We start from the raw sequence: 26,469 nt of genomic DNA, 5'->3' as shown, positions 1-26,469 counted from the left end.
CAAATCAGGGAGATTTGCAATGGAACGATCCGCTCCGGCCGGCGGCCACGAACATGACGCAGCCGATCACGACCACCATCACGACGCCCACGATCATGGCGAGGCCTGCAGCCACGCATCCGTGGCGGCGCCCGACATGCCGGAGGCGACCGGTGACGGCTACCGCCGTTTCCATGTTTCCGGCATGGACTGCGCAAGCTGCGCCAACACGATCCAGACCGCGATCGGCGGGCTTCCCGGCGTGTCGGACGTCCGCGTCTCGGTCGCCCGCGAACTGATGTCCGTGAAGATTGAGGACGGGAAGGCGAACCTGGAGGGTATTGCCGATGCAGTTCGGAAGCTCGGCTATGCGGCAGAGCCGATACCCGATGACAACAGCCCCGTCAGGCGGGGGACAGATCCCTGGTGGCAGGCCCCGAAGGGGCTGCATGCGATTGCCGGCGCCCTCGTGACGGCCGGCGGCTTCGCGATCAGCACCCTCTGGCCCGCGGCGGGCGACGGGCTCTTCACCGTTGCCGCGCTGCTGCTCGCCCTGCCGATCGCCCGCCGCGCCCTCTCGGCTGCACGGATGGGCGCGCCCTTCACAATCGAAATGCTGATGACGCTCGCGGTGATCGGCGCGGTGATGATCGGCGAGGCGGCGGAGGCGGCCGTGGTCGTCTTCCTGTTCGCGACCGGCGAGGTGCTGGAAGGTTATGCCGCCGGGCGCGCCCGGGCCGGCATCCAGGCGCTCGGCTCCCTCGTACCGGACCGGGCGATCGTCGAGGAAATGGGCGGCACGCGGGAGATCAGGGCCTCGGAGATCCGCCCCGGCATGCTGGTGATCGCCCGTCCCGGCGACCGGGTCGCCGCAGACGGCGTGATCGTCGAGGGGCGCAGCCACCTGGACGAGTCGGCAATCACAGGCGAAAGCATGCCGGTCTCGCGCGGACCGGAGGAAAATGTCTTTGCCGGCTCCGTCGTCATCGATGCGGCTCTCAAGGTACGGGCGGACCACGGCGCGGCGGACAACACGATCGCCCGTATCGTGCGGCTCATCGAGGAGACGCAGGATGCGAAGGCGCCGACCGAACGCTTCATCGACGGCTTCTCCCGCGTCTACACGCCGCTGATCTTCGCACTCGCCGTGCTCGTCGCGCTGCTGCCGCCGCTCGTCGCCGCTGGCGACTGGCAGACCTGGATCTACCGCGCACTCGCACTGCTGCTGATCGGATGCCCCTGCGCCCTCGTCATCTCCGTGCCGGCGGCAATCGCCTCGTCACTCTCGGCGGCCGCCCGTTCGGGCATCCTCGTCAAGGGCGGCATCGTGCTCGAAAACCTGGCGAGGGCGGAGCTCGTGGCCTTTGACAAGACCGGGACGCTGACGCGCGGCAAGCCGCTGGTGACGGACCTTCATGCAGCAAACGGTGACGCACCCGGGCTGCTCGCGCTCGCGGCCGCGATCGAGGCTGGCTCGAGCCACCCGCTCGCCGAGGCGATCGTCGCGGCCGCTGCACGGCAGGCCATCCGGCCGCCGGTTGCAACCGACGTCCGGGCCATCGCCGGCCGCGGGGTGGCCGGCGTCGCGCAAGGCAGGGTGACTTTCATCGGTGCGCCGCGCTTTGCCGCGGAGGAAGGACCGATCGATGCGGCCCTTTCCGAGAGGATCGCCGCATTCGAACGGGAAGGAAAGACGGTGGCCGTCGTTATGGTCGACGGGGCGGCGGCCGGCGCGATCGCGCTTCGCGACGAGCCGCGCGAGGATGCCCGGAAGGGCGTCGCCGCGCTGACGGCGATGGGTGTGCGCACGGCGCTGCTCTCCGGCGACAATCCGGCGACGGCGTCGGCCATCGGCCAGGCGCTCGGCATCGACGACGTGCGTGGCGGATTGCTTCCGGCCGACAAGGTTGACGCGATCCGCAGGCAGGCGGAAGGGCGGCGCACTCTCATGATCGGCGACGGCATCAACGATGCAGCCGCGCTTGCGGCGGCCGACGTCGGCATGGCCATGGGGTCCGGAACCGGCCTGGCGCTCGAGACGGCCGATGCGGCGCTGATGGGCAACCGCGTCGGCGACGTCGCCCGGGCCATCGCGCTCGGCCGCGCGACCATGGCCAACATCCGGCAGAACGTCGCCATCGCACTCGGCCTGAAGGCGGTTTTCCTGGTCACGACGATCATCGGTTCGACCGGCCTGTGGCTCGCCGTCTTCGCGGATACCGGTGCGACGGTGCTGGTCACGGCAAATGCGATGCGGCTGCTGCGCGTGCCGCGGCCGAAGGGCTGAGCGGCCGAGGCCCCCGGATTGGGAGATGGCGGGCGGCCCCGGCGCCGTCTCCCGTCACAGCGGCCGGATATGCGTCACGTAGGACTCGAAGAAATCGGAGAACTTCGCGACGCGCATCGGCAGTTTTTCATAGGGCGGGTAGTAGAGGGTCAGCCAGAGCTCCGGCGGCGACCACTCCGCAAGAACCTGCGACAGCGTCCCGCTGTTCAGGGCATCCTCGACGATGAAGAGCGGCAGCAGGGCGATCCCTTCCCCGTTCGCGGCGAGCCGCGCCAGCAGCTCGCCGTTGTTGGCGGCGATCATCCGGCCCGCCCGCACCTTGCGTGTCCGTCCGCCATGCGACAGCTCCCAGGTCTCCTCTACCGCCTCTTCGTCATAGGCCACGCAGGCATGCGCCGCGAGGTCGTCGGGATCCCGCGGTGTGCCGAAGGCCGCAAGGTAACCAGGCGACGCAACGAGCACGCGGCGCACCGGGCAGATCTTGCGCCAGATCGTCGACTTGTCGCGCGGCGGTTCGGATATGCGGATCGCCAGGTCGAAGGTCTCCGACAGGATATCGATGAAGCGGTCCGTCAGCGCGAGCGAAACCCTGGTATTGGGATATTCGACGCGAAAGCCCGACAGCACGTCGGCCAGGATCTGCTGGCCGAGCGAGAGCGGTGCGTTGATCCGCAGCAGGCCGGCGGTCTCGCCCTGCTCCTCGCGCACCGTCTCCGCGACGGCATCGAATTCGGCGACCAGCGGCCGGACACGCGCGGCATAGACCGCGCCCGCCGACGTCAACGACACCTGTCGGGTGGTCCGCAACAGCAGCTGTACCCCAAGCTCCTCTTCCAGCGCGCCGACGGCCCGCGTGACGCTTGGAGGCGTCATGGCAAGCTGCCGGGCCGCGCCGACGAAGCTTCGCTGTTCGGCGACGGCCAGGAACACGCGGATGTCGTTGAGGTCGCTCATTCGATATTGTTTCAATTATTGAAATAATATTGTCAATATTATTGCTATTCATTTTGCGATTGGCTTGCCCCATCTTCTCCCAGAACCTACGTGCCACGGCACGCAAACGAAACGGAGAGAACCATGCTCAAGCAGATCAAGGGCCTGCATCACGTGACCTCCATGGCCGCGAATGCCCAGGAAAACAGCGACTTCTTCACGAAGACGCTCGGCCTGCGCCGGGTCAAGAAAACCGTGAACTTCGATGCGCCGGAGGTCTATCATCTCTATTACGGCGACGAAGCCGGCACGCCCGGCTCGGTCATGACCTATTTTCCGTTCCCACATATCGCCGCCAGCCGCGCAGGCGCAGGCGAAGTGGGCGAGACCTATTTCGCGGTCGAGAAGGGCACGCTCGGCTTCTGGAAGGACCGGCTGACCGGACTGAAGGTCGGTGGTCTGTCGGAGACGGAGGTGTTCGGCGAAAAGCGCCTGCGTTTCGCCGGCCCCGACCGTGACGCCTTTTCCCTGATCGAAGTCGACGGCGACGTCCGCAAGGGCTGGGAAGCTGCCGGCGTCGGTACCGACGAGGCGATCAAGGGCTTTCACGGCGCGAGCCTGAGGCTCCGGGATGCCGGTGCAACCCGCGAGCTTCTCGGCTTCATGGGCTATGAGCAGGTGGACAGCAAGGATGCATGGGAGCGCTTTGCCATCCCTGGCGGCAACGGCGCCGCCGTCATCGATATCGAAACGGTGCCGCAGGCGGACTTTGCCCGGCAGGGCGCCGGCTCGGTGCACCACATCGCCTTCGCCGTCGAGGATCGCGCAGCCCAGCTCGAGGTCCGCAAAGCGTTGATGGACACCGGTTACCAGGTGACGCCGGTGATCGATCGCGACTACTTCTGGGCGATCTATTTCCGCACGCCCGGCGGCGTATTGTTCGAGATCGCCACGAACGAGCCGGGTTTCGACCGTGACGAGGACTCGGCGCATCTCGGCGAGGCGCTGAAGCTGCCGTCCCGCTACGAGCCCTACCGCGACCAGATCAGCGGTCTGCTGCAGCCGATTGTGGACTGACGCGGTGACGGGCCGGCGCAACCGGCCCGCATCCGCCCGTTTCCGTCGCCGCGAGCAACGGAAATGCCGTCCTGCTTTTTACGCGGTTCCAGAAATCCGATCCGCCGTCGCGGAGACCACGCTTGGGAGACACGACCATGACCACGACATCCTATCAGGCCCTCGTCAGGGCGCCGGCACCCGGTGCGCCTCTCGTCTTCGCCTTTCACGGCACCGGCGGCGACGAGCATCAGTTTTCCGAACTCGTGCGGCAGATGCTGCCGGATGCCGGCCTCGTCTCGCCGCGCGGCGACGTATCGGAGCACGGTGCCCTGCGCTTCTTCCGCCGAACGGGGGAAGGCATCTATGACATGCCGGATCTTGCCGCACGCACGGAGAAGATGGCGGCCTTCATCGCCGCCCATCGGACAGCCAATCCGGGGTGTCCCGTCTACGCGCTCGGTTACTCGAACGGTGCAAACATTCTCGCCTCCGTCGCCTTCTTGCATCCGGGGCTCTTCGACCGGATTGCGCTTCTGCATCCGCTCATACCGTGGAAGCCGCGGCCGAATGCCGGACTTCAACATGTTCGCGTGCTCGTCACGGCGGGGCGCCGCGACCCGATCTGCCCGCTTCCCCTGACGGAAGCGCTGGTCGACTATTTCGAGAGCCAGCAGGCCGAGGTCGAGGCAAGCTTCCACGGTGGCGGTCACGAGATCCGGCCGGAGGAGCTCGCCGCGCTCAACGCTTTCCTGACCGTATCCTGATCGTCACACCGGCGGCCAAACTGCCGCCGGCTGCCCCCTCAGCCGAGCAGCGCCTCGACGGCAAGCGCGACGGAGAGCGTGCGTTCGTCGCTGCCGCGGGGGCTTGAGACGAGAAGACCGACCGGCATGCCGGCCTCGCCTGTTCCGCAGGGCAGCGAAACGCCGCACCAGTCGAGGAAATTGCCGATCGACGTGTTGCGCAGCGTCCTGCCGTTGATGCGGAAGAACAGTTCATCGTCCTCGACGAGCGGTTCGACCCTGGGTGCCACATGCGGAAGCGTCGGGCTCAGGATAAGCTCTCCGGCTGCAAGCCTGCCTTCGAACGAACGGATCAGCCGGTCGCGTGCGGCAAGCGTTTCCACATAGTCCGACAGCGAGATTTTCCCGCCGAGCGTCGTCCGCTTGACGACGCGCTGATCCATCCGTGCCGCTTCCGGCCCGCCGAGCCGGTGTCGGTGCAAGACGTAGGCTTCTGCCGTCACCAGCGCGCCATGACGCGCCATCAGGTCGAAGATCTCCGTGAATTCCGGGAAAGCGGCGCGCCGGACCTTCGCTCCGCCCGCGCGTAGCCTTTCCACCGCCGCTTCGAAGGCCGCGACGACACCCTCCTCGGCGTCGTCGAAGAACACCGTTTCCGGAATGACGAAGGAGAGGTCATCCGGGGCCGGCCATTCGATACCGGTCGGTGCGGGCAGTCCGCGCATGGCGGCGTCGGCCCAGATCGCATCCTGCACGGTGCGGCAGAGGGGGCCAAGGGAATCGAGGCTGGTTGCCAGCGGGAAGACGCCGTCCATCGCATAGCGGCCGCGCGTCGCCTTGTAGCCGACGATGCCGTTGAAGGCGGCCGGGATGCGGACGGAGCCGCCGGTGTCGGTGCCGATCGCGACGGGCACGAGGCCGGCGGCCACCGCAACGCCGGACCCGGACGAGGAGCCGCCGGGTATGCGATGCTCGCCCGGGGGAGAGACCGGATTGCGCGGCGTGCCGTAGTGCGGGTTGATGCCGAGGCCGGAGAAGGCGAATTCGCTCATATTGACCCGGCCGACACTCACCATGCCCGCAGCCGAAAGCGCCCGAACGACTGCCGCGTCGCGTTCGGCCGGCGCCGTGCCGCAGAGCACGCGCGACCCGGCCGTGGTCGGCAGGCCCTCAATATCGAAAAGATCTTTCCATGCCACCGGGATACCATCGAGCAAGCCGCGCGAGCGACCCTCGCGGATGCGCCGCCGGCTGGCTTCCGCCTCGGCGGAGGCGCGCTCCTCCAGAAGCTCGATGAAGATCGTCCGGTCCGGCCAGCCTGCTATTCGATCGAATGTCTCCTGCGCAAGCTCGACGGGATCGAGGGTACCGGATTGCAGCAGGACGGAAAGCTGTGCGATCGAGCGTGAACCTGTTGCCGCCATGTATCCTCTCCGGTCTTCTCTCCCGCCGCGTGCGGAAGCACCGTTCAACAGCTTCGCATCGGCAGCGTCAACACCCCAGCCGGCAGAGCGCCCGCTCCCCCCTTGTCAGAATCGCCGCTCGGCGGCAGGCTCGCGCCCTTGAACAGGGAGGACAGGACATGAAGAAGGCCCTCATCGTCTGGGGTGGCTGGGAAGGACACGAGCCGGAACGGTGTGCCGGCGTCATTCGGGACATGTTGCGGCAAGACGGTTTCGACGTGGCGCTCGCCGGCAGCACAACCGCCTTTGCCGACCCGGCGATCCATGATCTGTCGCTGATCGTGCCGATCATGACCATGTCGAAGATCGAGCGTGAGGAAGCCAGGAATCTGGCGGCAGCGGTCGAAAGCGGCGTCGGCCTCGCCGGCTATCACGGCGGAACGGGCGACGCCTTCCGCGACAGCGTGGACTACCAGTTCATCATCGGCGGCCAATGGGTCGCCCATCCGGGCGATATCATCGACTATACCGTGAACGTGACCCGGCCGGACGATGCGATCATGGCGGGCATTGCCGATTTTCCCTACACGTCCGAGCAATACTACATGCATGTCGACCCCTCGAACGAGGTCCTGGCGACGACGACCTTTTCCGGCGTGCATGCCTGGTGGATCGACGGCGTCGTCATGCCGGTCGTCTGGAAGCGGCGATACGGTCACGGCCGCGTCTTCTATTCCTCGCTCGGGCACGTCGCTAAAGAATTCGACGTGCCCGAGATGCGCACGATCTTCCGGCGCGGCCTCAACTGGGCAGCGCGATGAAGACGGCGCCGTCCTCGACCCTGGCCGTATAGGTATTGAGGTTCCGGCAGGCGGGCAGTCGCTTCGCCTCGCCTGTCCGGTAGTCGAAAACGCCGGAATGCTTCGGACATTCGATGTCGTAGTCCATCACGAGCCCCTCGGCGAGATGGACGGCTTCATGCGTGCAGAGGCCATCGGTACAGAAAACCTCGTCGTCCGGCGAGCGGTAGATCGCATAGGTCCGCCCGCCATGATCGAAGCGCCGCGCGCCCTCCTGCTCGATGTCATCGAGGCGGCAGGCGGAAATCCAGTTGCTCACGATCGTCTCCCTACTTCGTGGTTTCGGCGGCATTGGCGCGCGCCTTGCGTTTCTCATAGCGGGCCTGCATACGCGCCTCGCCGTCGGCGGTGCCGTCGTGCCAGGTGCCGAACCACCGGTCGAACGGCACCAGCCCGTCGCCGTAGTTCACCTCGAAATATTTGTGGTGCAGGTAATGGGTATAGGCGTGGCTATCGACCGCCGTTTCCCGGCCAACCTCGATCTTGTCGAAACCGATATGGCCGACGACCGCGCCGAAGCCGGCAAGATGAAGCTGGTAGATCGCGAGGATCGGGTTCGACGGGACAACTAGGTGCAGCAGCGCCGTCGAAAAATAGAGGAACTGTTCGGCGGGATGCATGGAGAGTGACGACCACGGCGACGGGTTCACCGAATTGTGGTGGACCGAATGGATCCAGCGGTAGAGCGGGGCCCAGTGAATAAGGCGATGGATCGCGAAAAAGTGTGCCTCGTGGAAGATCGGTAGCACGAGCGCAAGCCCGAACAGGTACCAGGGATTGTCTGCGAAAGTGAGCCAGGGCACGAGCCCGCTGGCATAGGCATGCAGGATCCCCACCTCGTAAGCGGTCCAGATCGGCACGGCGGTGCAGAAGGTGCGGATCATGCCGTCGGCATTCTGGCTGTTGAACAGGAAGGCCGGGTTCTTCTGGTCGGAGGGAAAACGAGCGTTGTACTTGAACCGGTTGCCCTGTGTTCTCAGGATATAGAGTCTCAGTTCGAAGGCGCCGTAGAATAGGAAGACGGCGGCGCAATTGACGAGGAAGAGCCTGAGGATCCAGCTCCAATGCAGCGTCGCCATCACGTCGGGCGCCGGTGCGACGGCGTGCCAGTAGCCGACGGCAGATGCTGCAAAAAGCACGTTCCACGGGAGGAAATACTGCGGCAGCCATTTGAGGAAGGCGAGCGGCTTCGGCGGCAGGGTGAAGACCGGTGCCGTCGTGATGCGCCCCTCCGGCGCCCAGTCGCCGCGCCTGTTGCGCTTGCCATATCGCAGGTCGTCCATGGATCTTTCCTTCGGATGACGGGGTTCAGATGGAATATGCGAGAGCGAGGAGGCGATCGAAGGCATCGTCGCCCATGTCGACCTGACGCCGTGGCTCCGGGTAGGTGCCGCCGTGCGGCAGGCCGACCGACAGGAAGGCGGCAAGTGCCGCCGCACGAATGGGATCGAGATGCCGGTCCGGCTCGCAGGACGGCATGTTTATCCCTGCCTCGATCGCCGCCGCAGCTCGTCGGCAATGCAGACGCGTAGCTGGCCGCCGGCGCACGCCCTTCCGGCTCTGCAGACCGTAGACTGTCATGCGGTGTGTCATCGATGTCCTCCCGAAAGTTCAGGAGGATCATAAGTTCGCCGCCCACGCCAGGCTGCAACAGTCTTGATCAGATATGATCAAGACTGTCAGAGATTCTCGGAGGTGACCGTGACGAACCGGATGGGGGCATTCGGCAGCGCCTCCTGCAGGAATCCGAGGCGATGAAGCAGCATGTCGACTGCCCGGCGGGCCTGGGCTTCCGGCGCCTGGTCGAGAACGACGGACATCACGCCGTCCCGAAGGGCCGCCGCGCTGCGTTCCGTCAGTTCGTGGCCGACAAAAAAGATGTTTTGCCCGCGGGGGTGCTTGCGCAATACCGAAGATAGCGCGGCGTTCGCTCCTCCTGCATTGTAGAGCCCGACGAGATCGGGCCAGGACTCGAGCGCCTGCCGAAGCAGCTCCGTGCTGCGCAACGCATCGTCTCCCCCGAGAAGGACGGCCGCAAGCTCCAGGCCCGCGGGCCGATGCTCGGCAAAATAGTCCGACAGGCCGCGAATGCGATCGCGGTGAACCTGATAGATCCCGCTGTGGCATAGAGCGGCCACCCGGCCGGATCGCGGCTGCATGCGACAGAGGAAGAGGCCGGCCGTGCGTCCGGCGGCATAGTTGTCGATGCCGACATAATCCGCCTCGACGCCCTCCGAGCGCGTGACGATCTGGACCAACGGCACCTTGGCCGCCGCAACGGTACGCAGTGCGGCCCGAACGCCGTCGTGGTCGGGCACGGCGACGATCAGGCCCGCGCGGCGGGGCTCCAGGCTGGCGATCCGTGCCGCGATGGCGGCGGGATCACGCTCGTCCATGAAGGTGCGATGCAGCTTGATCGCGGGATCGAGTGTGGCGGCAATTCGGCCGAAGGCCTCCGACAGGCGGGCAAAGAACGTCGTCTCGGGCCGGACGAGAATGACGTCAAGGCGCAGGATACCGCTGTGGCGCTCCGGCAGCCGTCGCGGGTAGTCGAGCTGGCGCGCCGCCGAAAGCACCTTCTCAACCAGCTCCGGCCGCACGCCGCCACGTCCGTTCAGCACCCGCTCGACCGTCGCGGTTCCGACGCCGGCAAGCTGCGCGATGTTCTGAAAAGTCGGCTTCTGTCCGTTGGAATCCATTCGTCGAACCTAGCAGCAGCCACGCCGAGAATCGACGATCAAAACCCGTCAAGTTCGCCGTGTCAGCCGATAGACCTGTGCCGGAGGAAAGTTCCGGAAGACCCAGCCCAGACTTTCGGCCTCGAGGTCGAGCAGGTCCCGGATACGTCGCGAAACAGGACACCGCGGACCGTAGGTGAACTGATAGAAGGCGCCGCCCGGCCGCATGTGCCGAAAGGCGCCGTCGAGGATCGCAAACACCTGCGCGGGTGCCATGGAAAGCAGAGGCAGGCCGCTGACCGTCGCGCCGGGCCGCTCGAACGGATCAAGGTCCTGGTGCGCCAGCGACGCGGCATCCGCGCAGATCACGCGCGCCTCGGGGAAGCGAATCCGCATCATGTCCGCGAAGTCCCTGCCCCGTTCCACGAGAACGAGCTGGCGCTGCTGGACGCCGCGTGCGAGCAGCGCACGGGTAAAGACGCCCGTTCCCGGTCCGAGCTCGATGACGGGCCCTGTCTGGTTGGAAATTTCAGCCGTCATCGCGCGGGCAAGGGCAACGCTCGAGGGAACCACGGACGCGACGCGCAGCGGATCGCTCATCCAGGCGCAAAAGAAGGGTACGGCATCGGGCATTGCGGTGATCTCCGGTGATCCGGCTCGCGACCGGTCCCCACGTCTTAATCGGAGATCGAGGCTCGGTGGTTTAAGACTTGTTTAGAAATGTTGGCAGCCGACGACCTGCCCCGCGGCCGCACTCATTCGGCCGGCGCCGCCGCGCCGCTTGTCCTGCCGTCACCCGCCCTGTCGGGGGCTGCACGGCGCATCGGCTGCGGGTTTTCGTTGAAGGTCTCCGCCGGCAGGATGATCGCTGCGATCAGACCGCAAGGCTGTCGGTTCGTCAGGGTCAGCGTGCCGCCATGTCCCCGGACGATGTCGTCGACAATCGACAAACCGAGCCCGAAGCCGCTTCGGCCGTTGGCATTGCGGGCATCGTCAACCTTGAAGAAGGGGGTGAGCACCCGCTGGTGAAGCTCGCCTGCGATTCCCGGCCCATCGTCCGCCACCGTCAGTACGATCGATCCGTCGGCGGCCCGCGGCAGCGACACCTCGACACGATTTCCGAATTTCGCTCCGTTGTCGACAAGATTGGCGACGGCCCGCGCGAGGGCCCGCGGTCGGCAGGCATAGGCCAGTCGTTCCGGTCCCCTGTAGGTAACGTGGTGGCCGATATCCGAGAAATCGGTGCAGACCGTTTCGACCAGGCTCGGGAGATCCGCCTTCGTCGGCACCTCGCTGGCAGCGTCGTTGCTGAGATAGCGCAGCGTATCTTCGATCATCTCCGCGAGCGACCCGATATCCGCAAGCATCGCGGTGCGCAGCTCCGGCTGCTGCGATCGTTCGGCGCGCAACCGCAAGCGTGTCAGGGGCGTTCTGAGATCATGGCTGATGGCGCGCAGCATGCGCGTGCGGTCGTCGATCATTCGGCGAAGGCGGCTATGCATGTTGTTGAGCGCACGCGCCAGCAGAAACAATTCGCGCGCGCCCTCCTCCGCAAAGGGTCGGTCGCGGCCGTCGTCGGGCCGGAGCGTCTGCGCCGCTTCGGCAAAATACGACAGCGGGCGGCTAATCATCCGGCTCGCATAGACGGACAGGAGAAGAAGCGGTGTCACGAAGAGAAAGAGCTTGCCTGCAATATGGGCCTGCTCGCTGTTGAACCAGGAGTCAGGCGATCGCCGAGGCAGGGTGAAGGCAAGAGCTTCGTCACCCTGCTGGCGAATGATCAAGGCATTGTCGGCACCGTCTGCCGCGACGGGAGCGTAGGCCGCGATATCCGAGGGCAGCTTGCGCAGCACCCTCTGGCGAAGATCGTGTTTCGAGGCCTCATCCGCATTCCCGACCGCAGCCTGCCAGGAGACCCTTCGAAAGGGAAGGCCGCTCGCCGCAGCCGTCGCCAGAACGGCGTCGGCCTGAGCCTTCGTTTCGGCGTTTCGCACCTGCTGTGAAACGAAAGCGAGCCTGATCGCCGTCGCGCTCACATAGGGCATGTCTTCCTTTTCGGGAAAGAACGGCTCGGTGACCGTCGCCAGAACCGCGACGAGGAGCACCGGCAGCACGGCCAGCAGCTTGAGCTGTCGCCGGATCGGGCCTTCGCAGCACCACTTGAGCCCCGCTCTCAGCATCGCACGAACTCGACGTCCGGGGTGAACATATACCCCCCGAGACGAACCGTCTTGATGAAGGTAGGTTCGCGCGCATTCATCTCGATTTTCTGTCGAATGCGGCTCACATGCACGTCGATGCTTCGTTCCACCGGGCCGGCCAGGCCCGCATGCGTCAGCCCGAGCAACTGCTCGCGGGTCAGCACGGCGCCGGGGTTGCGACAAAAGGCGAGCAGCACGTCGAACTCGGCCGTCGTCAGGGAAACCTGGACGCCGTCCGGGTCACGAAGCTGCCGGCGCATCGGATCGATCTGCCAGCCGGCAAACAACAGCACGTCCTTGCGGTTGGTTCGGGCCGGTCCGTAGGATGCCCGGCGGAGCAGGGCCTTGATGCGGGCGACCAGTTCTCTTGGGTTGAACGGCTTCGTCACATAGTCGTCCGCGCCCAGTTCAAGCCCGACAATACGGTCGACATCCTCGCCGAGTGCCGTCAGCATCAGGATCGGCGTTGCGGAAGTGGCGCGCAGGCGGCGGCAGATGCTGAAGCCGTCTTCGCCGGGCAGCATCGCATCGAGAATGATGAGATCGAAGGACGTCGCCCGGATCGCCCGGTCCATGTCGATTGCGTTTTGGGCAGCAAGGCCGTCGTAGCCATGCTCGGACAGCAGTTCGAGCACCATGGAGGCGATCTGGTGATCGTCCTCCACGAGAAGAATCTGCTGCGCGATCAATGGCGGAGCCTTTGTCTGCAAGGTCATTGCTGGCGCTTCGTCCCGATTGTCTAGGTCGCGGGAGCGCTCGCGCTCCCGCGCGCCATCATCGTCGCGAAAGGCGAGGGAGTCATCCGGCATTTTGTTTTGATTTGTTAAGTGAGCCCGACCGCAGCGGGCCGTACCGGCGCGCCGCGGACGTCAGCTCGAACTTTCGAGCCGGTAGCGGGCACCGGGATAGAGAAGCCGTACGGACGTCACGACCTGATCCGACGACCAGGTCCGGCGACGGATGAGCAGGCACGGTTCCGTTCGCGAGATCGACAGAAGCCGGGCCTCCCATGGCTGCGCGACGACCGCTTCCACGAACTGCTCGGTGCGGGAGATCGGCGCGATCGCCGTCAGATAGGCGTTGGGTGTGACATGCTGAAAATTCTGGTCGAGATAGTCCGGTGCCACGGCGGGATTGACGAAGCGATCCTCGATCTGGATCGGCGCCTCGTCCTCGTGATGCACGATCACCGAATGAAAGGCCGGATTGCCGACATCGAGACCCAGTGAATCGGCCAGTTCGTATCCGCAGGTTTCCGTCTGCTTGAGGATGACCTCGGCGGTGTGCTGTGCACCACGCTCCGCGATCTCGTCGGCAATGTTGCGCACACCCATGAACCGGGCGCTGCGCTTTTTCGGCGCGACGTAGGAGCCGCTTCCCTGGACGCGCACGATGATGCCCTCGTTCGCCAGTTCCCGGAGCGCACGATTTGCCGTCATCTTGCTGACACCCATCAGATCAACGAGTTCGTTCTCGGAGGGCACCCGGTGATGAACGGGCCATTCGCCGCTGTCGATCCGCTGCTTGATCTGCGCCTTCATCCGCTCGTAGAGGGGCGCCTCGCGAGGCTCGGAAGCCTTTGCGGCCGGATATGCACCAGGCTTCGACATGAGCGATTTCCCTCTGTGACAGTGGGTATCTGCATACAAAATATGCAGAAAAGATAAAGCGCAAAATTACGACAGACGTCTTGCATCGCGCATTAAAATCTGCAATGTTCCATATACAACTTAGGTGGATCTGGGTCCATCACGAGCACCGCGTTCCTTGTTGCAGGCAATTTTCTCTCTCAACGGATAAGACAATGGACGTCTTGGTTTCCGTCACAAACGCCGACCGATCGGCGAGGCGCGACGTGCGTTCGGCGCGGGAAATAGTCCGGATTGCCCGTCGCTCGGCGCATCATCCCGGCATGACGGATTCTGCAGGCGCGCGTGGTGGTCCAGGCGCGACCGGCGACCGGCCGCGATACGTTCCAAGTTTCAGAGAATCATCAACACGCCGTCAACTTGTATATATAACTTGGAGGGCAGCTGACATTCGCGGCTGCGCCTTTCGAAACGGTCTGCCCAGACCGCCCTGCAATGCCTGAACTCAAATAATCATCTCAAACGAAAAGGGGACTTAAATGTTGAATGCCAAGACGAAATGCATGCTCGCTGCCGCAACCTTCCTGCTTGGAGGGTCCGTCACCAGCGCACACGCCTCCTATTGCGGTGACGGCAACACGGTCACCTTCGCCGGCATCGACTGGGAAAGCGGCGCCTTTATCACGGAAGTGATGAAGATGATCCTTTCGAGCGGCTACGAGTGCAAGGTGGACGCTATTCCCGGAAACTCCGTCACGCTTGAGCAGGCAACCGCCAACAACGACGTCCAGATCTTTGCCGAGGAGTGGATCGGTCGCTCGGACGTCTGGAACAAGGCCGCTGCGGCCGGCCAGGTGACCTCTGTCGGCAAGACCTTCGTCGGCGCCTCGGAGGGGTGGTTCGTACCCGACTACGTGGTGAAGGGCGACGCATCCCGCGGCATCGATCCGATCGCCCCGGACCTCAAGAGCGTATCCCAGCTTTCCGAACCGGCGGTCGCCGCCCTCTTCCAGGATCCGGAAGAGCCTTCGAAGGGGCGCTTCCTCAATTGCCCGTCCGGCTGGACCTGCGAAGGCGTGAACACGGCCAAGCTCGAAGCCTACAAACTCGACGCATCCTACGTGAATTTCCGGCCGGGCACCGGCACGGCGCTCGACGCCGCAATCAGTTCGGTCTACCTTCAGGGAGAACCGGTGCTTTTCTACTATTGGAGCCCCACTGCGATCCTCGGCAAGTACAAGCTGGTCCAGCTCGAGGAGCCGGCCTACGACGAGGCCTGCTGGAAGGAACTGACAAGCGCCGAAGGCAAGCGCGACAAGGCGTGCGCCTTTCCGGCCGTTGAAGTGGCCTATGGCGTGAACAGTGAATTTGCGAAGGCCGCACCGGAGATCATCGAGATCCTCGAAAAAGCCACGTTCCCGCTCGCCGAGCTCAATGCGAGCCTCGCCTATATGGCGGATGAGAAGGCCGACGCCGCGACCGCGGCGGCACGCTTCCTGAAGGAAAAGGGCGACGTATGGGGCGTGTGGGTTTCCCCGGAAGCCAAGGCACGCATTGAAGCGTCGGTGAAATAAACAAAGCGGGCGGGGGCTCATCCCCCCGCCCGCACCTATCGCGGACGCATGCCATCCACCTCTCGCCCCCGGTCGGGTCTGCATTGACAAGGAATTCAGCGATGTTCCCCGAGTCCCTCCAATTCTCAATTCGCAGCCCGATAAACGACTTCGTGCAGTTTCTCGTGGTGAATTACGGATTCGTCTTCAAGGCGATATCGCACGCCATCCTCCAGGCGATCCTGTTCTTCGAGTGGATCCTGCGCGGTCTGCCCTGGTGGGCGATTTTCCTGGCCTTTCTCGTCGTTGCCTGGCTGGCGGCGCGCAAGGTTTCGCTTGTCGTCCTAGTCGGCGTCATGCTGTTCGTCGTCGGCGCGCTCGGCCTGTGGGATCTGACGATGCAGACACTCGCATTGATGCTGATGGCGACGTTGATTTCCGTCGCAATCGGCGTGCCGATGGGCATATGGCTCGCCAAGAGCCGCATCGTGCGCGGCGTCACGCTGCCGGCGCTCGATATCATGCAAACCATGCCGAGTTTCGTCTATCTGATCCCCGCCATCATGCTCTTCGGCCTCGGCAAGGTTCCCGCCGTGCTGGCGACGATCATCTACGCTGTTCCGCCGCTGATCCGTCTGACGGATCTCGGCATCCGCCAGGTCGACGGCGAGGTGGTGGAAGCCGCGACGGCCTTCGGCGGCAATCCGGTCCAGATCCTGTTCGGCGTCGAGCTCCCGCTTGCCACCCCGACGATCATGGTAGGCCTGAACCAGACCATCATGATGGCCCTGTCGATGGTGGTCGTCGCCTCCATGATCGGCGCACGCGGTCTCGGAGAGCAGGTCCTCAACGGCATCCAGACGCTCGACGTCGGCAAGGGACTGGAGGCAGGTCTTGGCATCGTCATCCTCGCCATCGTGCTTGACCGTATCACCCAGGGCTTCGGCACACCCAAGCTGGAGGGAAACAATCGTGGCTGAGATCGCAATCCGCAACGTCTACAAGATTTTCGGCCGGGAGCCACGCAAGGCGCTCGCCATGGCCCGGGATGGCATCGACAAGGCCGAGATCCTTGCGAAGACGGGGTGCAGCGTCGGTCTCAACGACGTCAGCCTGACGATCGGCGCGAGCCGCATCTTCGTGATCATGGGACTTTCCGGCTCGGGAAAATCGACCTTGGTGCGCCATATCAACCGTCTGATCGAGCCCACCAGCGGCGAAGTCCGCGTCGACGGCCGCAACGTCCTCGATCTGGCCCCGCGGGACCTGCGCGAATTTCGCAACCGCAGCGTCAGCATGGTGTTCCAGAGCTTCGGCCTGATGCCGCACCGCACGGTGCTGCAGAACGTCGTGTACGGCCAGCGGGTGCGCGGCCTCGGCAAGGCCGAGGCCGATCCGATCGGCATGAAATGGATCGAGACCGTCGGTCTGCTCGGATACGAGAACAAATATCCGCACCAGCTTTCGGGCGGCATGAAGCAGCGGGTCGGTCTCGCGCGGGCACTGGCCGCCGACACGGACGTGATCCTGATGGACGAGGCGTTCTCCGCCCTCGATCCGCTGATCCGCAGCGACATGCAGGACCAGTTGCTGCAACTGGAGAAGAACCTGTCGAAGACGATCGTCTTCATTACCCACGACCTGGACGAGGCCGTGCGGATCGGAGCCGAAATAGCCATCCTCAAGGATGGCCGGCTGGTGCAGGTCGGCACACCGCAGGATATCCTCCACCGTCCCGCCGACGACTATGTCGCGCGGTTCGTGCGCCGCCATGCCGGCGCCCTCGAGGCAGACCATGGCTGAACGCATCCTTCTCGACGACCGGCTGACCTGGCGCGGCATCGCGGCTGTCGCGCAAGGGCTGCCGTTAGCCCTGTCCGACGGCGCCTGGGCACGCATCGAAAAGGCTCGGCACATCGTCGATGCGCTGGTGGCACGCGGTATCCGGGGCTACGGCATCAATACCGGTGTCGGTGCGCTGTGCGATGTCGTGATCGATGTGAACCGCCAGCAGGCGCTGTCGCGCAACATCCTGCTGAGCCATGCCTGCGGCGTCGGCGAGCCGCTGGGGTCCGCCGAAACGCGGGCAGTGATGGCGGCGCAGATCGCCAACTTCGCACATGGCTTCTCCGGCGTTCGGCGCGAAACCGTGGAAGCTCTGCTGGCACTGCTCAATGCCGATCTGCTGCCGGTCATACCGTCGCGCGGATCCGTCGGCTATCTGACCCACGCGGCGGCAATCGGGATCGTACTGATCGGCGAGGGCGAGGTGCGCCACGAAGGTCGTTCCATTTCCGGCAGGGAGGCACTCAACTGCCTGGGGATGGCGCCGCTCGTGCCGCAGGCCAAGGAAGGACTGAGCCTCGTCAACGGCACACCCTGCGCGACAGGGCTCGCCTGCCTCGCCCTGTCGCACCTGGAGCGGCTGCTCGACTGGGCAGACGCAGCCGCCGCGATGACCTACGAGAACCTCGGCGCCCAGGCAGGTCCGTTCGCCGAGGCGGCGCTTGTTCTGCGCACGTCGCAGGGACTTCGCCAGGTCGGCGCCAATCTGCGCCGATGGCTCACCGGCAGCGCGCTTCTCGCCGAAGCCGCCGGCAGCAGGACCCAGGACCCGCTCAGCCTGCGTGCCGTGCCGCAGGTTCATGGCGCCGTGCGCGATGTCTTCCGGCAACTCGCCGACGTCGTCGACCGGGAGCTTGCCAGTGTAACCGACAACCCGGCCGTCACCGGAACGCTCGACGCGCCAGAGGTCCATTCGCAGGCGCACGCGGTCGGGGCCGCACTAGGGCTTGCCATGGACAGTCTCGCGACAGCCGCGGCGGAGCTGGCGGCAATTTCCGAGCGGCGGATCGATCGGCTCGTCAACCCGCTGGTGAGCGGCCTCCCGCCCTTCCTCGCCTGGGAAGACGGCGTCTGCTCCGGCTTCATGATCATTCAATACACCGCCGCCGCGCTCGTCGCCGAAAACCGCCGGCTCGCGGCACCGGCAAGCCTCGACGGCGGAATTACCTCGGCACTGCAGGAAGACATTCTCACACATGCAACACCGGCGGCCGACAAGGCGCTCGGCGTGATCGCGAACCTCGAAACCGTGCTGGCGATCGAGCTTCTTGCCGCGACGCAGGCCTACGAGATGCAGTCCCGCCAAGGGGAGAAGTCCGCACGCACCGCCCGGCTCTTTGACTTCATCCGGTCGCAGATCGAGACCTATCGCGACGACCGGCCGCTCAACACGCTGGTTTCCGCGATGCGTGGCATCCTGCGGGATGAAACCGCGCCGTTCCGGTTGGACCGCGAGCAGTAGAGGTTTTGCCCGCGTGACGCGCCACCTCCGCCGCGGGGCGCTGCGCGAACCGCATACGGACACGCATGGATCGAGCGTGTCGGCAAATTCAGGGATATCGGAAACGGCCCGGTCGCGGTCGCCCCATGACGTCGAACTCCGAGCAGCATATGTGGCTGCCGGCGTTAAACGGAACGTCAATAGACGGCGGGCATGCCGGTGGGGCGGATAGAGCGCTTCTGCGCGGCAATACGGAACGGTGCGTTCGCAGCACCGTAGCCGCGATACCCGCCGCGGCGTTCGACGATCTCGAAGAAGAAGCCTTCGCCATGCGGCGGTCCGTAGATCTGGAAATAGTCGCCATGCTCGTCGCGGTCGTAGAGGATATTCTCCTGGCGCAGCCGATCGACGAAGTCGGGCTCAAGCCCGAAGCGGACTTCGATATCGTCATAGTAGTTGCGCGAGATCATCAGTGACCGGAAGCCGCTCGCCTTGAGTTTCAGCGCAGTTGCAAAAATGTCGTCGGTGCTGAAGGCGATGTGCTGGACCCCGGAGCCGAAGCTCTCGGCGACGAAGTGGCCGGCAAGCGTGCGGTGATTGTCGGCACCGTTGAGCGTCAGGCGGAGGGATCCCGTCTCGTTTTCCACCACCTGGCTGCGGACGAGGCCCGCCGGATCGACGATGTCGACCTGCGGCAGTTTGCCGGCGTTGAGAAGCGCCGTGTAGAAAAGCAACCAGCTCGGCAGTTCCTCGGCCTTCATGGATTGCGCGACATGATCGATCGCGGTCAGCCCGGCGCCTGCTTCGGCTTCTCCCGCCAACGCAACGAACTCGCGCGCCCAGACGTCGTCGTCCTTGCCGACGAAATAGAGGAGGCCGCCCCCGACGCCGCGGATCGACGCCAGCGGCGCTTCGCCTTCACCCGCAGGCGGCACGAAAGTCTCGATCCCCAGCGCGCGCGCCCGTTCGATCGCCGCACCGGCGTCGCCGACCTTGAGCCCCAGCGCGTAGGCGGACGTGCCGTGGACGAGATAGGTGGAATGCGCGAAGCCCTTTTGCTCGGAATTGACGACAATGTTGATGCCCCGCCCGTCGCGTGACTGACGCCACAGCTGAACGGATTTTTCGCGGTGTTGCGCGACCGGTGAAAAGCCCATCGTCCTCAGAAGATCGCAGAGCATCTCAGCCTCCGCGGGATCGGCCGTGAACTCGGCAAACTCGACGCCGAGCACCTCCGTCCGCTCCGGCATGGCCTTGCCCAGCCGGATCGCACCCGGTTCACTCCTGCGCACCTGGTCCATCAGCTGGATCAGCGAGCGGTATCCGTCCTCGGCGATCGCCTTGGCCGAACCGCCGCGGAACTGATCGTTGAAAATCTCGAGGGAAACGGCGCCGTCATAACCGGTCGCGGCAACGGCCGCCATGAAGTCCGCCACCGGCAGGTCTCCCTCGCCGGGCATATTGCGGAAATGGCGGCTCCAGTAGAGCAGGTCCATGTCGATCCGCGGCGCATCCGCGAGCTGGACGATGAAGATCCGGTCACCGGGAATGGCCCGGATCGAACGCAGGTCGATGTTGCGCGACAGCGTATGGAAACTGTCGAGGATCAGCCCGATGGCCGGGTGATCGGCACGGCGCACGATCTCCCAGGCATCCCGGTGGTCGTTGACATGCCTTCCCCAGGCGAGCGCCTCGTAGCCGACGCGCAGATCACGTTTCGCCGCCCGCTCGCCCAGTTCACGCAGATCGTCTGCTGCCCGGTCGATGCCGCCGATCGCGAGTGGTGAGACGCTGGAGCAGATCAGCATGAGATCGGTGCCGAGATCCTGCATGACGTCGAACTTGCGTTCGGCGCGATCGAAGGCGCGCGACCGGTGCGGCTCCGGCAGACCTTCGAAGTCGCGGAACGGCTGGAAGAGCGTGACCTCGAGGCCGTGGTCGCGCACCATGCGGCCGACCTCGGCCGGTGAGCCGTCGAAGGTCAGGAAGTCGTTTTCAAATATCTCGACGCCATCGAAGCCGGCGGCGGCAACCGCGGCGAGTTTTTCCGACAGCGTGCCGCTGATCGAGACCGTGGCGATCGAGGTTTTCATGCGGAAATCCTCTCGATGGAGTCAGGACGGGCGAGTTCCCTGCGCAGTGCCTCCGCGTCGACAGTCGCCCCTGTGAAGAGATGGAAGGCATCGACACCCTGATGGAAGAACAGTTCATAGCCGCTGATGATCTCGACGCCGGCGGCGCGGCAGTCGACCAGGAACTCGGTGTCGACCGGCGTATAGACGGCGTCGAAGGCCCAGCGCCGTCCCTCGATCAGCGGCTGCGGAATGGCGGTGCCCGGATAGCCGACCATGCCGAGCGGCGTGCAATTGACCAGTCCCTGCGCTCCCTCGACCGCCTCATCGATCGAACCGGCGACATGGGTCTCCATCGCAAAGCCGGATCGTTCGAGGGCCGCGACGAGCGGCTTGACCCGTTCGGGCGCCCGGTCGTAGATCGACAGCCGCGGGCAGCCAAGGCCGGCGAGCCCGAAGGCGACGGCCTTGCCGACGCCGCCGGCACCAGCCATGGCGACAGGTCCCGGGCTTGCCCCGCCGAAGGCCGCCCGATAGGCACGCATGAAGCCCGTATAGTCGGTGTTGTAGCCGACAGGCTGCCCTGCGCCGAAGATCACCGTGTTGCAGGCGCCGATTGCAGCAATCGCCCGATCCGGCACCGACAGGAAGCGTGTCACCTCTTCCTTGTAGGGGTAAGTGATGTTGATGCCGCGATAGCCGCCCGTCCGGCAAGCCTCGAAGACTGCGTCGAACGACTGCCCGCGATCGGCAGGGACGAGACGCTCGTAGCTGACGTCAAGTCCGCACAGCCGGCCCGCCAGCACATGGAGGCGCGGCGACTGGGACCGCGTGATGTTGTCCCCGATGAGCCCGAGACGGATGGCGGATGGCGTCATGGGATCATTCCTTCCCCTTGAGCGGTTGTCCTATCTCGCCACCGGTCCCGTCGGCCCCGTGTCCCCTGAAGGATTTCCACCAGGGTGTCTGGCTGATGACGACGAAGACGATGACGAGCAGCAGTGGCAGCGACAGCGGGCTGGTGACGATACCCTTCAGGAAGGCCGGGATACTCTCCTGCTCGGAGATGATCGCGCGCCGCCAGTTGTCATCCATCAGCCGGCTCAGGATGATGCCGAGCACGACAGGGCCGACCTGGTAGCCGTAGAGCTTCAGGAAGTAGCCGAAGACGCCGAAGCCGAGCATCCACCAGACATCCATGACAGAATTGTTGATCGAGAAAGCCCCGACGACGCTGAGCAGGAGAATAAGCGGGAAGAGGATCGACTTCGGGCACTCGACGAGCTTCGTGAAGATCCGGATACCGGTCAGGCCGAAAATCAGCATGAAGATATTGGCGAGCACCAGGTTCCCGACGGTGAACCAGAAAATGTCGGGCTTTTCGATCATCAGCAGCGGACCGGGATTGAGCCCGTGGATGAAGAGCGCACCGATGATGATCGCGGTGACGGCGTCGCCGGGAATGCCGAGCGTCAGCATCGGGATATAGGCCCCGCCGACCGCCGCATTGTTCGCAGTCTCCGGCCCGACGATGCCTTCTTTCGCCCCTTCGCCAAAGGGAACCTCGGGGTTCTTCGTCACGCGCTTGGCATGGTCATAGGCCATGAGCGCCGCAATATCGCCGCCGGTTCCCGGAAGCGCGCCGATGATGACGCCGATGCTCGACGTCTGAAGGCTGAGCGGCAGGTATTTCTTCACATCGGCGAGCGACGGCACGATGCGGTCGACCTTCTGCTTGATGGCCTCGGCGTGCAGGCTGTGCATCTGCAGCAGCGCTTCCGAGACGCCGAAGAGGCCGATCATCAGGGCAATCGGCGATATGCCGTTCATGAGCTGGACAGAACCGAAGGTGAAGCGCTGCTCCGCCGTCATCGGGTCGAGGCCGACCGTCCCCAGCAGCATGCCGAGCGCACCGGCAAAAATGCCCTTCGCAAGGCTTTCCCCCGACAATGCCCCGACGAGCAAAATGCCCATGACGGCGAGCAGCATGTAATCGCGCGGCTGGAAGAGAATGGCGAATTCGCTGACCACCGGTGCGGCGGCGGCCAGAACGATGATGCCGACGAAACCCCCGATGAAGGACATCACGGTGGAAAGCGCAATCGCCGACCCGGCCTCCCCCTTCTTGGCGAGCGGATAGCCGTCAAGTGCAGTCGCGATGGCGGCGGGTGCGCCCGGAATGTTGAGCAGGATCGCGGTGCGCGATCCGCCATAGACGCCGCCCATGAAAATCCCGTTCATCAGCGCCAGCGCCGGATTGACCTCCCAGCTGAAGGTGAAGGAGATCAGGATCGATACCGCCATGGTGACGGAAAGGCCGGGAATGGCGCCGATATAGATACCGGCGAACGTGCCGAGCGCCGTCAGCGCGAGAAGCTCTGGCTGAACCCAGGACGAAAACAGATGGGTAAGAGCGTCGAGCATGGCCTAGTTCCCTCCACCCAGCAACGCAACGATACCGGCCATGATGCTGCGCTCGGGAATGACCCCTTCCGGAAGCACGACCTGGAAAATCACCCGGAAGACGATGTAGACGCAGACGATGGACACGAGGGAGAGCAAAAGGGCGCGCTTGAGCCGGCCACCTTCGAGAAACCAGGTGGACACCATCAGGAAGAGGAACGAGGCGAGCACGAAGCCGAGCGACTCGAGCAGCACCGAATACGCAAAGATGAAGAGTGAGAAGACGACGACCGCCGACGGCAGGATCTCCTTGCGAAACAGTGCGAAGCCTCCCTGTGCGGACGGCAACCGCCAGCTGCGCAGAAGGGCGATTGCGGCGGTCAGGCTCATGATGGCGGTCATCGCCATGGGGAATGCGCCGGCGGAGCTTAGGGCGGAAAAGCCCGAGATATTGTAGGCCTGCCAGAACATGAACAGGCTGAACGCGAGCAGGACGGCGTTGAACGCCAACTCGCCGGGCCGCCTCGTGTGAATGTCGTCGTGCATGGGTAAATCTCCTCCCTCGATGCCGTCCTCCGGCGACAGGGCCGGCCGGGCAAGGGACCGGCCGGGTCTCCGGCTGCCGTCAGGGCTTCGGAATTCCGAACTCCTCCGGCGACTTCTTGGCGATGCCGGCATCATAGGCCACCCAAGCCGTCGTCGACTGCCATTTCTTGAGGAAGGCATCGGCCTCCTCGCCCGAAATGTTCATCGGAACATAGCCGCGGTCCGACAGCAGCGTCTGGAATTCAGCCGAGTCCGCGCCGGACTTGAAGGCGTCCACCAGCTTCGCTGTCACGTCCTCGGGCGTGTCGCGCTTGACGAAGACGCCGAAGAACGGTCCCCAGGGCATGAACTTCTCGAACTGCGGGAAGTCCGCCACGATCGGCTTGGCGTCCGGCAGGACGGGGCTTGCCTCCTTGTCGAAGATGCCGAGCATTTTGATGCGACCGGCCTTCACGTGCTCGACGGCAGCGCCGAGAACGGCAGGCATGAAATCGACCGCGCCGCCCTGCATCGCCGTCAGCGCCGGGCCGTCGCCGTCGAAGGGAACGGCCGTCACCTTGAAATCGAGCTGCGTGGACAGCATGCCGCCGACGACCGAGGGCAGGCCGCCAGGACCCGTCGAGCCCATCTTCACCTTGCCCGGGTTGGCCTGGACGTAGTCGACAAGTTCCTTGATCGTATCGAAGGGTGCGTCGTTGTTCGCCACCAGAACCGGGATGCCGCGGGCGAGCATGTTGACGGGATAGAAGTCGGCATAGTCGAGTTCCGACAGCCCCATGACCTTGTAGAGCTGCGGATTTTCAGCGCTCATCAGCAGCGTGTAGCCGTCAGACGGCTGGGACGCGACGAACTGCGTGGCAATCACGCCGACGCCGCCGGTCTTGTTCGTCATGACGATGCTGCGACCGAGTGCCTTCTCCGCATGGGGCGCTACCGACCGCATGACGAGATCGGTGCTACCGCCTGCGCCCCACTGGATGACGCCCTGCAGATCCTGTTCCGGAAAATCCGCAGCCGTCGCATAGCCGGCAAAAAACACGAGGGCGGCAGCCGCCCCCTTCATCCTCTTCAACATGGAATCCTCCCTTGGAGCAAGGCTCTAACGAACTATATGCCGGGCGAAGTCCTCTCTCCACCGGCGCTGAGCGCCTGAACGGCTCAGCACCCTATGTTTGTCAAGTTTGTAACTATAACGCAAATACCCTTTTTGACGTCGGCGATACCGTTCAGTTATGAATCTGACCCGATTGGGCCGCGCCGTATCAGGTCGTCCATGACCCGCCGCAGCGTCACGACGAACCTCTCCGCATAACTCGACAGCGCTGCATCCGCCCGATAGGCGACGTAGGTCTGGAATTCCGTATCATCGCTGATTGGAATGACCGCCAGCCCCTGGTCCGCAATGTCGCCGACGGTGAAGGCATCGATCACCGCGATGCCGAGGTTGCGTTTGACGAGGGCGCAAACGGTCGTGCCGAAGCGGGCACGGATGGGAATGTGGTATTCAAGCTTCTCCCGCTCGAAGATGCCCGCCATGATGGCCCCGTAGGGATCGCGCGGGTCGATGCCGATGAGCGGGTACTGCGCGATCTCGCGGGCGGAGATCGTGGTCCTTGCGGCCACCGCATGCTCCTTCGCAGCGATGCAGACCAGGCGCCCCTTGGACAGCGGCTCGAAGGTGATGGACGGATGCGACAGCCGGTAGCTCATGACGACCAGCTCTCCCTTGCCCAGCATGAGATAGTCGATCGCCTCCTCGATCTTCAGGATGTCGAAGTTGATGCGGATTTCGGGGTACTGCCGCATCAGGACGGATATCGCCTGCGGCACCATGACATTCGCGATACTTGGCACCGAGCCGATGGCGAGCTCCACGCCGAGGCCCCGCTCCAGCTGACCGATCGAATATTGCAGGTCCTCCACCTTGCGGTGCACATCCTGAAGCTGGGTGAAGATGTCGCGCGCCTCGGCGGTCGGCACGTAGCGGCCCGCCTTCCTGGCGAAAAGCTTGATGCCGAGCGACGCCTCGATGTGCTTCATGGTGCGGCTGACGCCCGGCTGGGCGACGTTCATCAGGCGCGCGGCACCGGCGATCGTGCCGGCGATCATCACGGCCCGCACCACCTCGATCTGGCGCAGCGTCAATGCCATCCTTTCCTCCCGCGCGTCTCCTCAGCCGCTGATCCCGTCAGTCGATCAGAGGCGCGGACGAGGCGCAAGACGGCTAGAGCGTTTTCGACGTGCCGCGTCGCACCGGACGGCCTTCCTCGGCCTTGTAGAAATACTGGCTGGCCACCAGCCATCCTTTCAATGGCCGCAGCGGCGGAATGCATGTCGCCAGCATGAAGGGACCGGTGACGAAAAGCTGAATCCAGAGCGGCGCCGTAAATGCGACTTCGAGCCATACGCCGAGTGCCACGCTCGGCACACAGGCGAAGCAGATGACGAAGAAGGCGGGGCCATCGGCGGGATCGGCAAAGGAATAGTCGAGCCCGCAGGCCTCGCATTCCTTTCGCAGCGCCAGGAAGCCATCGAACAGGTGACCCTGTCCACAGCGCGGGCACCGACCGCGCAAACCGGTGCGAATCGGGGAAATGAGAGGATATTCAGTGTCCATGACGCATCCACTTTCGCTGCCAGCCATCATCATATGCTGTCAATTCCTTATATTGATTGCATTCAATACTATTACATTGAAAGCTTATTGACAGTCCATTGGCCAGAGCGCCGCAGCGGCCCCATCCGTGCGCCGAACGGGCAACGGCCGAGAACCGGGGAAGCAAAAGGCGGAGTTGAACGACTAGGCTCAGGACCTATTAATTTCGTTTGAGATGTGATTCCCGGTTTCCGACAGGAGGCCGTGATGGATGATTTGTT

General features: G+C 64.4%; 25 protein-coding genes. 8 read left to right on the top strand and 17 right to left on the bottom strand.

Translation table 11 applies throughout. The features are described from left to right. Positions 1 to 19: 19 nt before the first annotated feature. The gene (locus LXM94_RS09470; RefSeq protein WP_235770963.1) at positions 20 to 2,266 is read left to right on the top strand and encodes a heavy metal translocating P-type ATPase; all 2,247 of its coding nucleotides are present in this window, start codon (positions 20 to 22) and stop codon (positions 2,264 to 2,266) included. Between the two features lie 54 nt (positions 2,267 to 2,320). On the opposite strand, the gene LXM94_RS09465 is transcribed toward LXM94_RS09470, so the two are convergent. Further along, positions 2,321 to 3,220, bottom strand: coding sequence for a LysR family transcriptional regulator (locus LXM94_RS09465; protein ID WP_235770962.1), 900 nt, complete (start codon positions 3,218 to 3,220; stop codon positions 2,321 to 2,323). Positions 3,221 to 3,343: 123 nt separating this feature from the next. Between LXM94_RS09465 and LXM94_RS09460 the strand changes: the two genes are divergently transcribed. Together LXM94_RS09460 and LXM94_RS09455 are read left to right on the top strand one after the other, a co-directional pair. Beyond that, complete coding sequence (locus LXM94_RS09460; protein WP_235770961.1) at positions 3,344 to 4,276, top strand: VOC family protein; 933 nt, start codon at positions 3,344 to 3,346, stop codon at positions 4,274 to 4,276. Between the two features lie 137 nt (positions 4,277 to 4,413). Beyond that, positions 4,414 to 5,022, top strand: coding sequence for an alpha/beta hydrolase (locus LXM94_RS09455; protein WP_235770959.1), 609 nt, complete (start codon positions 4,414 to 4,416; stop codon positions 5,020 to 5,022). A 38-nt stretch (positions 5,023 to 5,060) separates the two neighbouring features. Here LXM94_RS09455 and LXM94_RS09450 read toward each other — a convergent pair whose 3' ends face one another. After that, positions 5,061 to 6,425, bottom strand: a complete 1,365-nt coding sequence (locus LXM94_RS09450; RefSeq protein ID WP_235770957.1) for an amidase — start codon at positions 6,423 to 6,425, stop codon at positions 5,061 to 5,063. A 158-nt stretch (positions 6,426 to 6,583) separates the two neighbouring features. On the opposite strand from LXM94_RS09450, the gene LXM94_RS09445 reads away from it, so the two are divergent. Beyond that, entirely contained in the window at positions 6,584 to 7,225 is a 642-nt protein-coding gene (locus tag LXM94_RS09445; protein ID WP_235770956.1) for a ThuA domain-containing protein, read from the top strand. Here the strand turns inward: LXM94_RS09445 and LXM94_RS09440 are convergent. From LXM94_RS09440 to hutC, 8 genes are all read right to left on the bottom strand, one after another. Then, positions 7,206 to 7,523 (bottom strand): MocE family 2Fe-2S type ferredoxin, encoded by a 318-nt coding sequence (locus tag LXM94_RS09440; RefSeq protein ID WP_235770955.1) that lies wholly within the window; start codon positions 7,521 to 7,523, stop codon positions 7,206 to 7,208. The two genes, LXM94_RS09445 and LXM94_RS09440, sit on opposite strands and share 20 nt — an antisense overlap. Positions 7,524 to 7,533: 10 nt before the next feature. Further along, on the bottom strand, positions 7,534 to 8,547 hold the full coding sequence (locus tag LXM94_RS09435) for a sterol desaturase family protein (RefSeq protein ID WP_235770954.1): 1,014 nt from the start codon (positions 8,545 to 8,547) through the stop codon (positions 7,534 to 7,536). A gap of 25 nt (positions 8,548 to 8,572) precedes the next feature. Next, complete coding sequence (locus LXM94_RS09430) at positions 8,573 to 8,857, bottom strand: hypothetical protein (protein WP_235770953.1); 285 nt, start codon at positions 8,855 to 8,857, stop codon at positions 8,573 to 8,575. Positions 8,858 to 8,943: 86 nt separating this feature from the next. Continuing rightward, the gene (locus LXM94_RS09425) at positions 8,944 to 9,963 is read right to left on the bottom strand and encodes a LacI family DNA-binding transcriptional regulator (RefSeq protein WP_235770952.1); all 1,020 of its coding nucleotides are present in this window, start codon (positions 9,961 to 9,963) and stop codon (positions 8,944 to 8,946) included. Between the two features lie 48 nt (positions 9,964 to 10,011). Further along, positions 10,012 to 10,575 (bottom strand): class I SAM-dependent methyltransferase, encoded by a 564-nt coding sequence (locus tag LXM94_RS09420; protein ID WP_235770951.1) that lies wholly within the window; start codon positions 10,573 to 10,575, stop codon positions 10,012 to 10,014. A gap of 122 nt (positions 10,576 to 10,697) precedes the next feature. Then, positions 10,698 to 12,122 carry a sensor histidine kinase gene (locus tag LXM94_RS09415; RefSeq protein ID WP_235770950.1) on the bottom strand — a complete coding sequence of 475 codons (1,425 nt, stop codon included), beginning with the start codon at positions 12,120 to 12,122 and terminating at the stop codon, positions 10,698 to 10,700. After that, the gene (locus LXM94_RS09410) at positions 12,116 to 12,859 is read right to left on the bottom strand and encodes a response regulator (protein ID WP_235770949.1); all 744 of its coding nucleotides are present in this window, start codon (positions 12,857 to 12,859) and stop codon (positions 12,116 to 12,118) included. The genes LXM94_RS09415 and LXM94_RS09410 overlap by 7 nt, the downstream gene beginning before the upstream one ends. Positions 12,860 to 13,012: 153 nt before the next feature. Next, complete coding sequence (gene hutC, locus LXM94_RS09405) at positions 13,013 to 13,753, bottom strand: histidine utilization repressor (protein ID WP_235770948.1); 741 nt, start codon at positions 13,751 to 13,753, stop codon at positions 13,013 to 13,015. Positions 13,754 to 14,271: 518 nt separating this feature from the next. Between hutC and LXM94_RS09400 the strand changes: the two genes are divergently transcribed. The 4 genes from LXM94_RS09400 to LXM94_RS09385 all read left to right on the top strand — a co-directional run bounded on the left by LXM94_RS09400 (position 14,272) and on the right by LXM94_RS09385 (position 18,592). Further along, the gene (locus tag LXM94_RS09400) at positions 14,272 to 15,306 is read left to right on the top strand and encodes an ABC transporter substrate-binding protein (protein WP_408015614.1); all 1,035 of its coding nucleotides are present in this window, start codon (positions 14,272 to 14,274) and stop codon (positions 15,304 to 15,306) included. A gap of 101 nt (positions 15,307 to 15,407) precedes the next feature. Next, the gene (locus LXM94_RS09395) at positions 15,408 to 16,265 is read left to right on the top strand and encodes an ABC transporter permease (RefSeq protein WP_235770946.1); all 858 of its coding nucleotides are present in this window, start codon (positions 15,408 to 15,410) and stop codon (positions 16,263 to 16,265) included. After that, positions 16,258 to 17,088: a quaternary amine ABC transporter ATP-binding protein gene (locus LXM94_RS09390; RefSeq protein ID WP_235770944.1), complete on the top strand. Its 831-nt coding sequence runs from the start codon at positions 16,258 to 16,260 to the stop codon at positions 17,086 to 17,088. The genes LXM94_RS09395 and LXM94_RS09390 overlap by 8 nt, the downstream gene beginning before the upstream one ends. Next, the gene (locus tag LXM94_RS09385) at positions 17,081 to 18,592 is read left to right on the top strand and encodes an HAL/PAL/TAL family ammonia-lyase (protein WP_235770942.1); all 1,512 of its coding nucleotides are present in this window, start codon (positions 17,081 to 17,083) and stop codon (positions 18,590 to 18,592) included. The genes LXM94_RS09390 and LXM94_RS09385 overlap by 8 nt, the downstream gene beginning before the upstream one ends. A gap of 176 nt (positions 18,593 to 18,768) precedes the next feature. On the opposite strand, the gene LXM94_RS09380 is transcribed toward LXM94_RS09385, so the two are convergent. The 7 genes from LXM94_RS09380 to LXM94_RS09350 form a co-directional block, all read right to left on the bottom strand. After that, positions 18,769 to 20,664 (bottom strand): bifunctional sugar phosphate isomerase/epimerase/4-hydroxyphenylpyruvate dioxygenase family protein, encoded by a 1,896-nt coding sequence (locus LXM94_RS09380; protein WP_235770941.1) that lies wholly within the window; start codon positions 20,662 to 20,664, stop codon positions 18,769 to 18,771. Then, a complete protein-coding gene (locus LXM94_RS09375) occupies positions 20,661 to 21,521 on the bottom strand; it encodes a shikimate dehydrogenase family protein (RefSeq protein ID WP_235770939.1) in 861 nt (286 codons plus the stop codon). Before LXM94_RS09375 ends, LXM94_RS09380 begins: the two co-directional genes overlap by 4 nt. A gap of 4 nt (positions 21,522 to 21,525) precedes the next feature. After that, the gene (locus tag LXM94_RS09370; protein WP_235770938.1) at positions 21,526 to 23,067 is read right to left on the bottom strand and encodes a tripartite tricarboxylate transporter permease; all 1,542 of its coding nucleotides are present in this window, start codon (positions 23,065 to 23,067) and stop codon (positions 21,526 to 21,528) included. A gap of 3 nt (positions 23,068 to 23,070) precedes the next feature. Further along, complete coding sequence (locus tag LXM94_RS09365; protein ID WP_235770936.1) at positions 23,071 to 23,592, bottom strand: tripartite tricarboxylate transporter TctB family protein; 522 nt, start codon at positions 23,590 to 23,592, stop codon at positions 23,071 to 23,073. Between the two features lie 79 nt (positions 23,593 to 23,671). Further along, on the bottom strand, positions 23,672 to 24,667 hold the full coding sequence (locus LXM94_RS09360; RefSeq protein WP_235770934.1) for a Bug family tripartite tricarboxylate transporter substrate binding protein: 996 nt from the start codon (positions 24,665 to 24,667) through the stop codon (positions 23,672 to 23,674). 155 nt (positions 24,668 to 24,822) lie between these two features. Further along, entirely contained in the window at positions 24,823 to 25,743 is a 921-nt protein-coding gene (locus tag LXM94_RS09355) for a LysR family transcriptional regulator (protein WP_235770933.1), read from the bottom strand. Between the two features lie 73 nt (positions 25,744 to 25,816). Next, positions 25,817 to 26,209: a DUF983 domain-containing protein gene (locus tag LXM94_RS09350; RefSeq protein WP_235770997.1), complete on the bottom strand. Its 393-nt coding sequence runs from the start codon at positions 26,207 to 26,209 to the stop codon at positions 25,817 to 25,819. Positions 26,210 to 26,469 lie beyond the last annotated feature (260 nt).

It is taken from the genome of Rhizobium alarense (genome assembly GCF_021555155.1).
Classification (GTDB): domain Bacteria; phylum Pseudomonadota; class Alphaproteobacteria; order Rhizobiales; family Rhizobiaceae; genus Rhizobium_D; species Rhizobium_D alarense.
This window is presented reverse-complemented; position numbering and strand designations above follow the sequence as displayed.

Coding starts and splice junctions, on each gene's coding strand:
- LXM94_RS09455 (WP_235770959.1), top strand. CDS start 4,414: ATGACCACGACATCCTATCAGGCCCTCGTCAGGGCGCCGGCACCCGGT.
- LXM94_RS09445 (WP_235770956.1), top strand. CDS start 6,584: ATGAAGAAGGCCCTCATCGTCTGGGGTGGCTGGGAAGGACACGAGCCG.
- LXM94_RS09450 (WP_235770957.1), bottom strand. CDS start 6,425: ATGGCGGCAACAGGTTCACGCTCGATCGCACAGCTTTCCGTCCTGCTG.
- LXM94_RS09380 (WP_235770941.1), bottom strand. CDS start 20,664: ATGAAAACCTCGATCGCCACGGTCTCGATCAGCGGCACGCTGTCGGAA.
- hutC (WP_235770948.1), bottom strand. CDS start 13,753: ATGTCGAAGCCTGGTGCATATCCGGCCGCAAAGGCTTCCGAGCCTCGC.
- LXM94_RS09395 (WP_235770946.1), top strand. CDS start 15,408: ATGTTCCCCGAGTCCCTCCAATTCTCAATTCGCAGCCCGATAAACGAC.
- LXM94_RS09400 (WP_408015614.1), top strand. CDS start 14,272: ATGTTGAATGCCAAGACGAAATGCATGCTCGCTGCCGCAACCTTCCTG.
- LXM94_RS09355 (WP_235770933.1), bottom strand. CDS start 25,743: ATGGCATTGACGCTGCGCCAGATCGAGGTGGTGCGGGCCGTGATGATC.
- LXM94_RS09350 (WP_235770997.1), bottom strand. CDS start 26,209: ATGGACACTGAATATCCTCTCATTTCCCCGATTCGCACCGGTTTGCGC.
- LXM94_RS09370 (WP_235770938.1), bottom strand. CDS start 23,067: ATGCTCGACGCTCTTACCCATCTGTTTTCGTCCTGGGTTCAGCCAGAG.
- LXM94_RS09365 (WP_235770936.1), bottom strand. CDS start 23,592: ATGCACGACGACATTCACACGAGGCGGCCCGGCGAGTTGGCGTTCAAC.
- LXM94_RS09410 (WP_235770949.1), bottom strand. CDS start 12,859: ATGACCTTGCAGACAAAGGCTCCGCCATTGATCGCGCAGCAGATTCTT.
- LXM94_RS09420 (WP_235770951.1), bottom strand. CDS start 10,575: ATGCCCGATGCCGTACCCTTCTTTTGCGCCTGGATGAGCGATCCGCTG.
- LXM94_RS09460 (WP_235770961.1), top strand. CDS start 3,344: ATGCTCAAGCAGATCAAGGGCCTGCATCACGTGACCTCCATGGCCGCG.
- LXM94_RS09430 (WP_235770953.1), bottom strand. CDS start 8,857: ATGACACACCGCATGACAGTCTACGGTCTGCAGAGCCGGAAGGGCGTG.
- LXM94_RS09435 (WP_235770954.1), bottom strand. CDS start 8,547: ATGGACGACCTGCGATATGGCAAGCGCAACAGGCGCGGCGACTGGGCG.
- LXM94_RS09385 (WP_235770942.1), top strand. CDS start 17,081: ATGGCTGAACGCATCCTTCTCGACGACCGGCTGACCTGGCGCGGCATC.
- LXM94_RS09360 (WP_235770934.1), bottom strand. CDS start 24,667: ATGTTGAAGAGGATGAAGGGGGCGGCTGCCGCCCTCGTGTTTTTTGCC.
- LXM94_RS09465 (WP_235770962.1), bottom strand. CDS start 3,220: ATGAGCGACCTCAACGACATCCGCGTGTTCCTGGCCGTCGCCGAACAG.
- LXM94_RS09375 (WP_235770939.1), bottom strand. CDS start 21,521: ATGACGCCATCCGCCATCCGTCTCGGGCTCATCGGGGACAACATCACG.
- LXM94_RS09425 (WP_235770952.1), bottom strand. CDS start 9,963: ATGGATTCCAACGGACAGAAGCCGACTTTTCAGAACATCGCGCAGCTT.
- LXM94_RS09415 (WP_235770950.1), bottom strand. CDS start 12,122: ATGCTGAGAGCGGGGCTCAAGTGGTGCTGCGAAGGCCCGATCCGGCGA.
- LXM94_RS09470 (WP_235770963.1), top strand. CDS start 20: ATGGAACGATCCGCTCCGGCCGGCGGCCACGAACATGACGCAGCCGAT.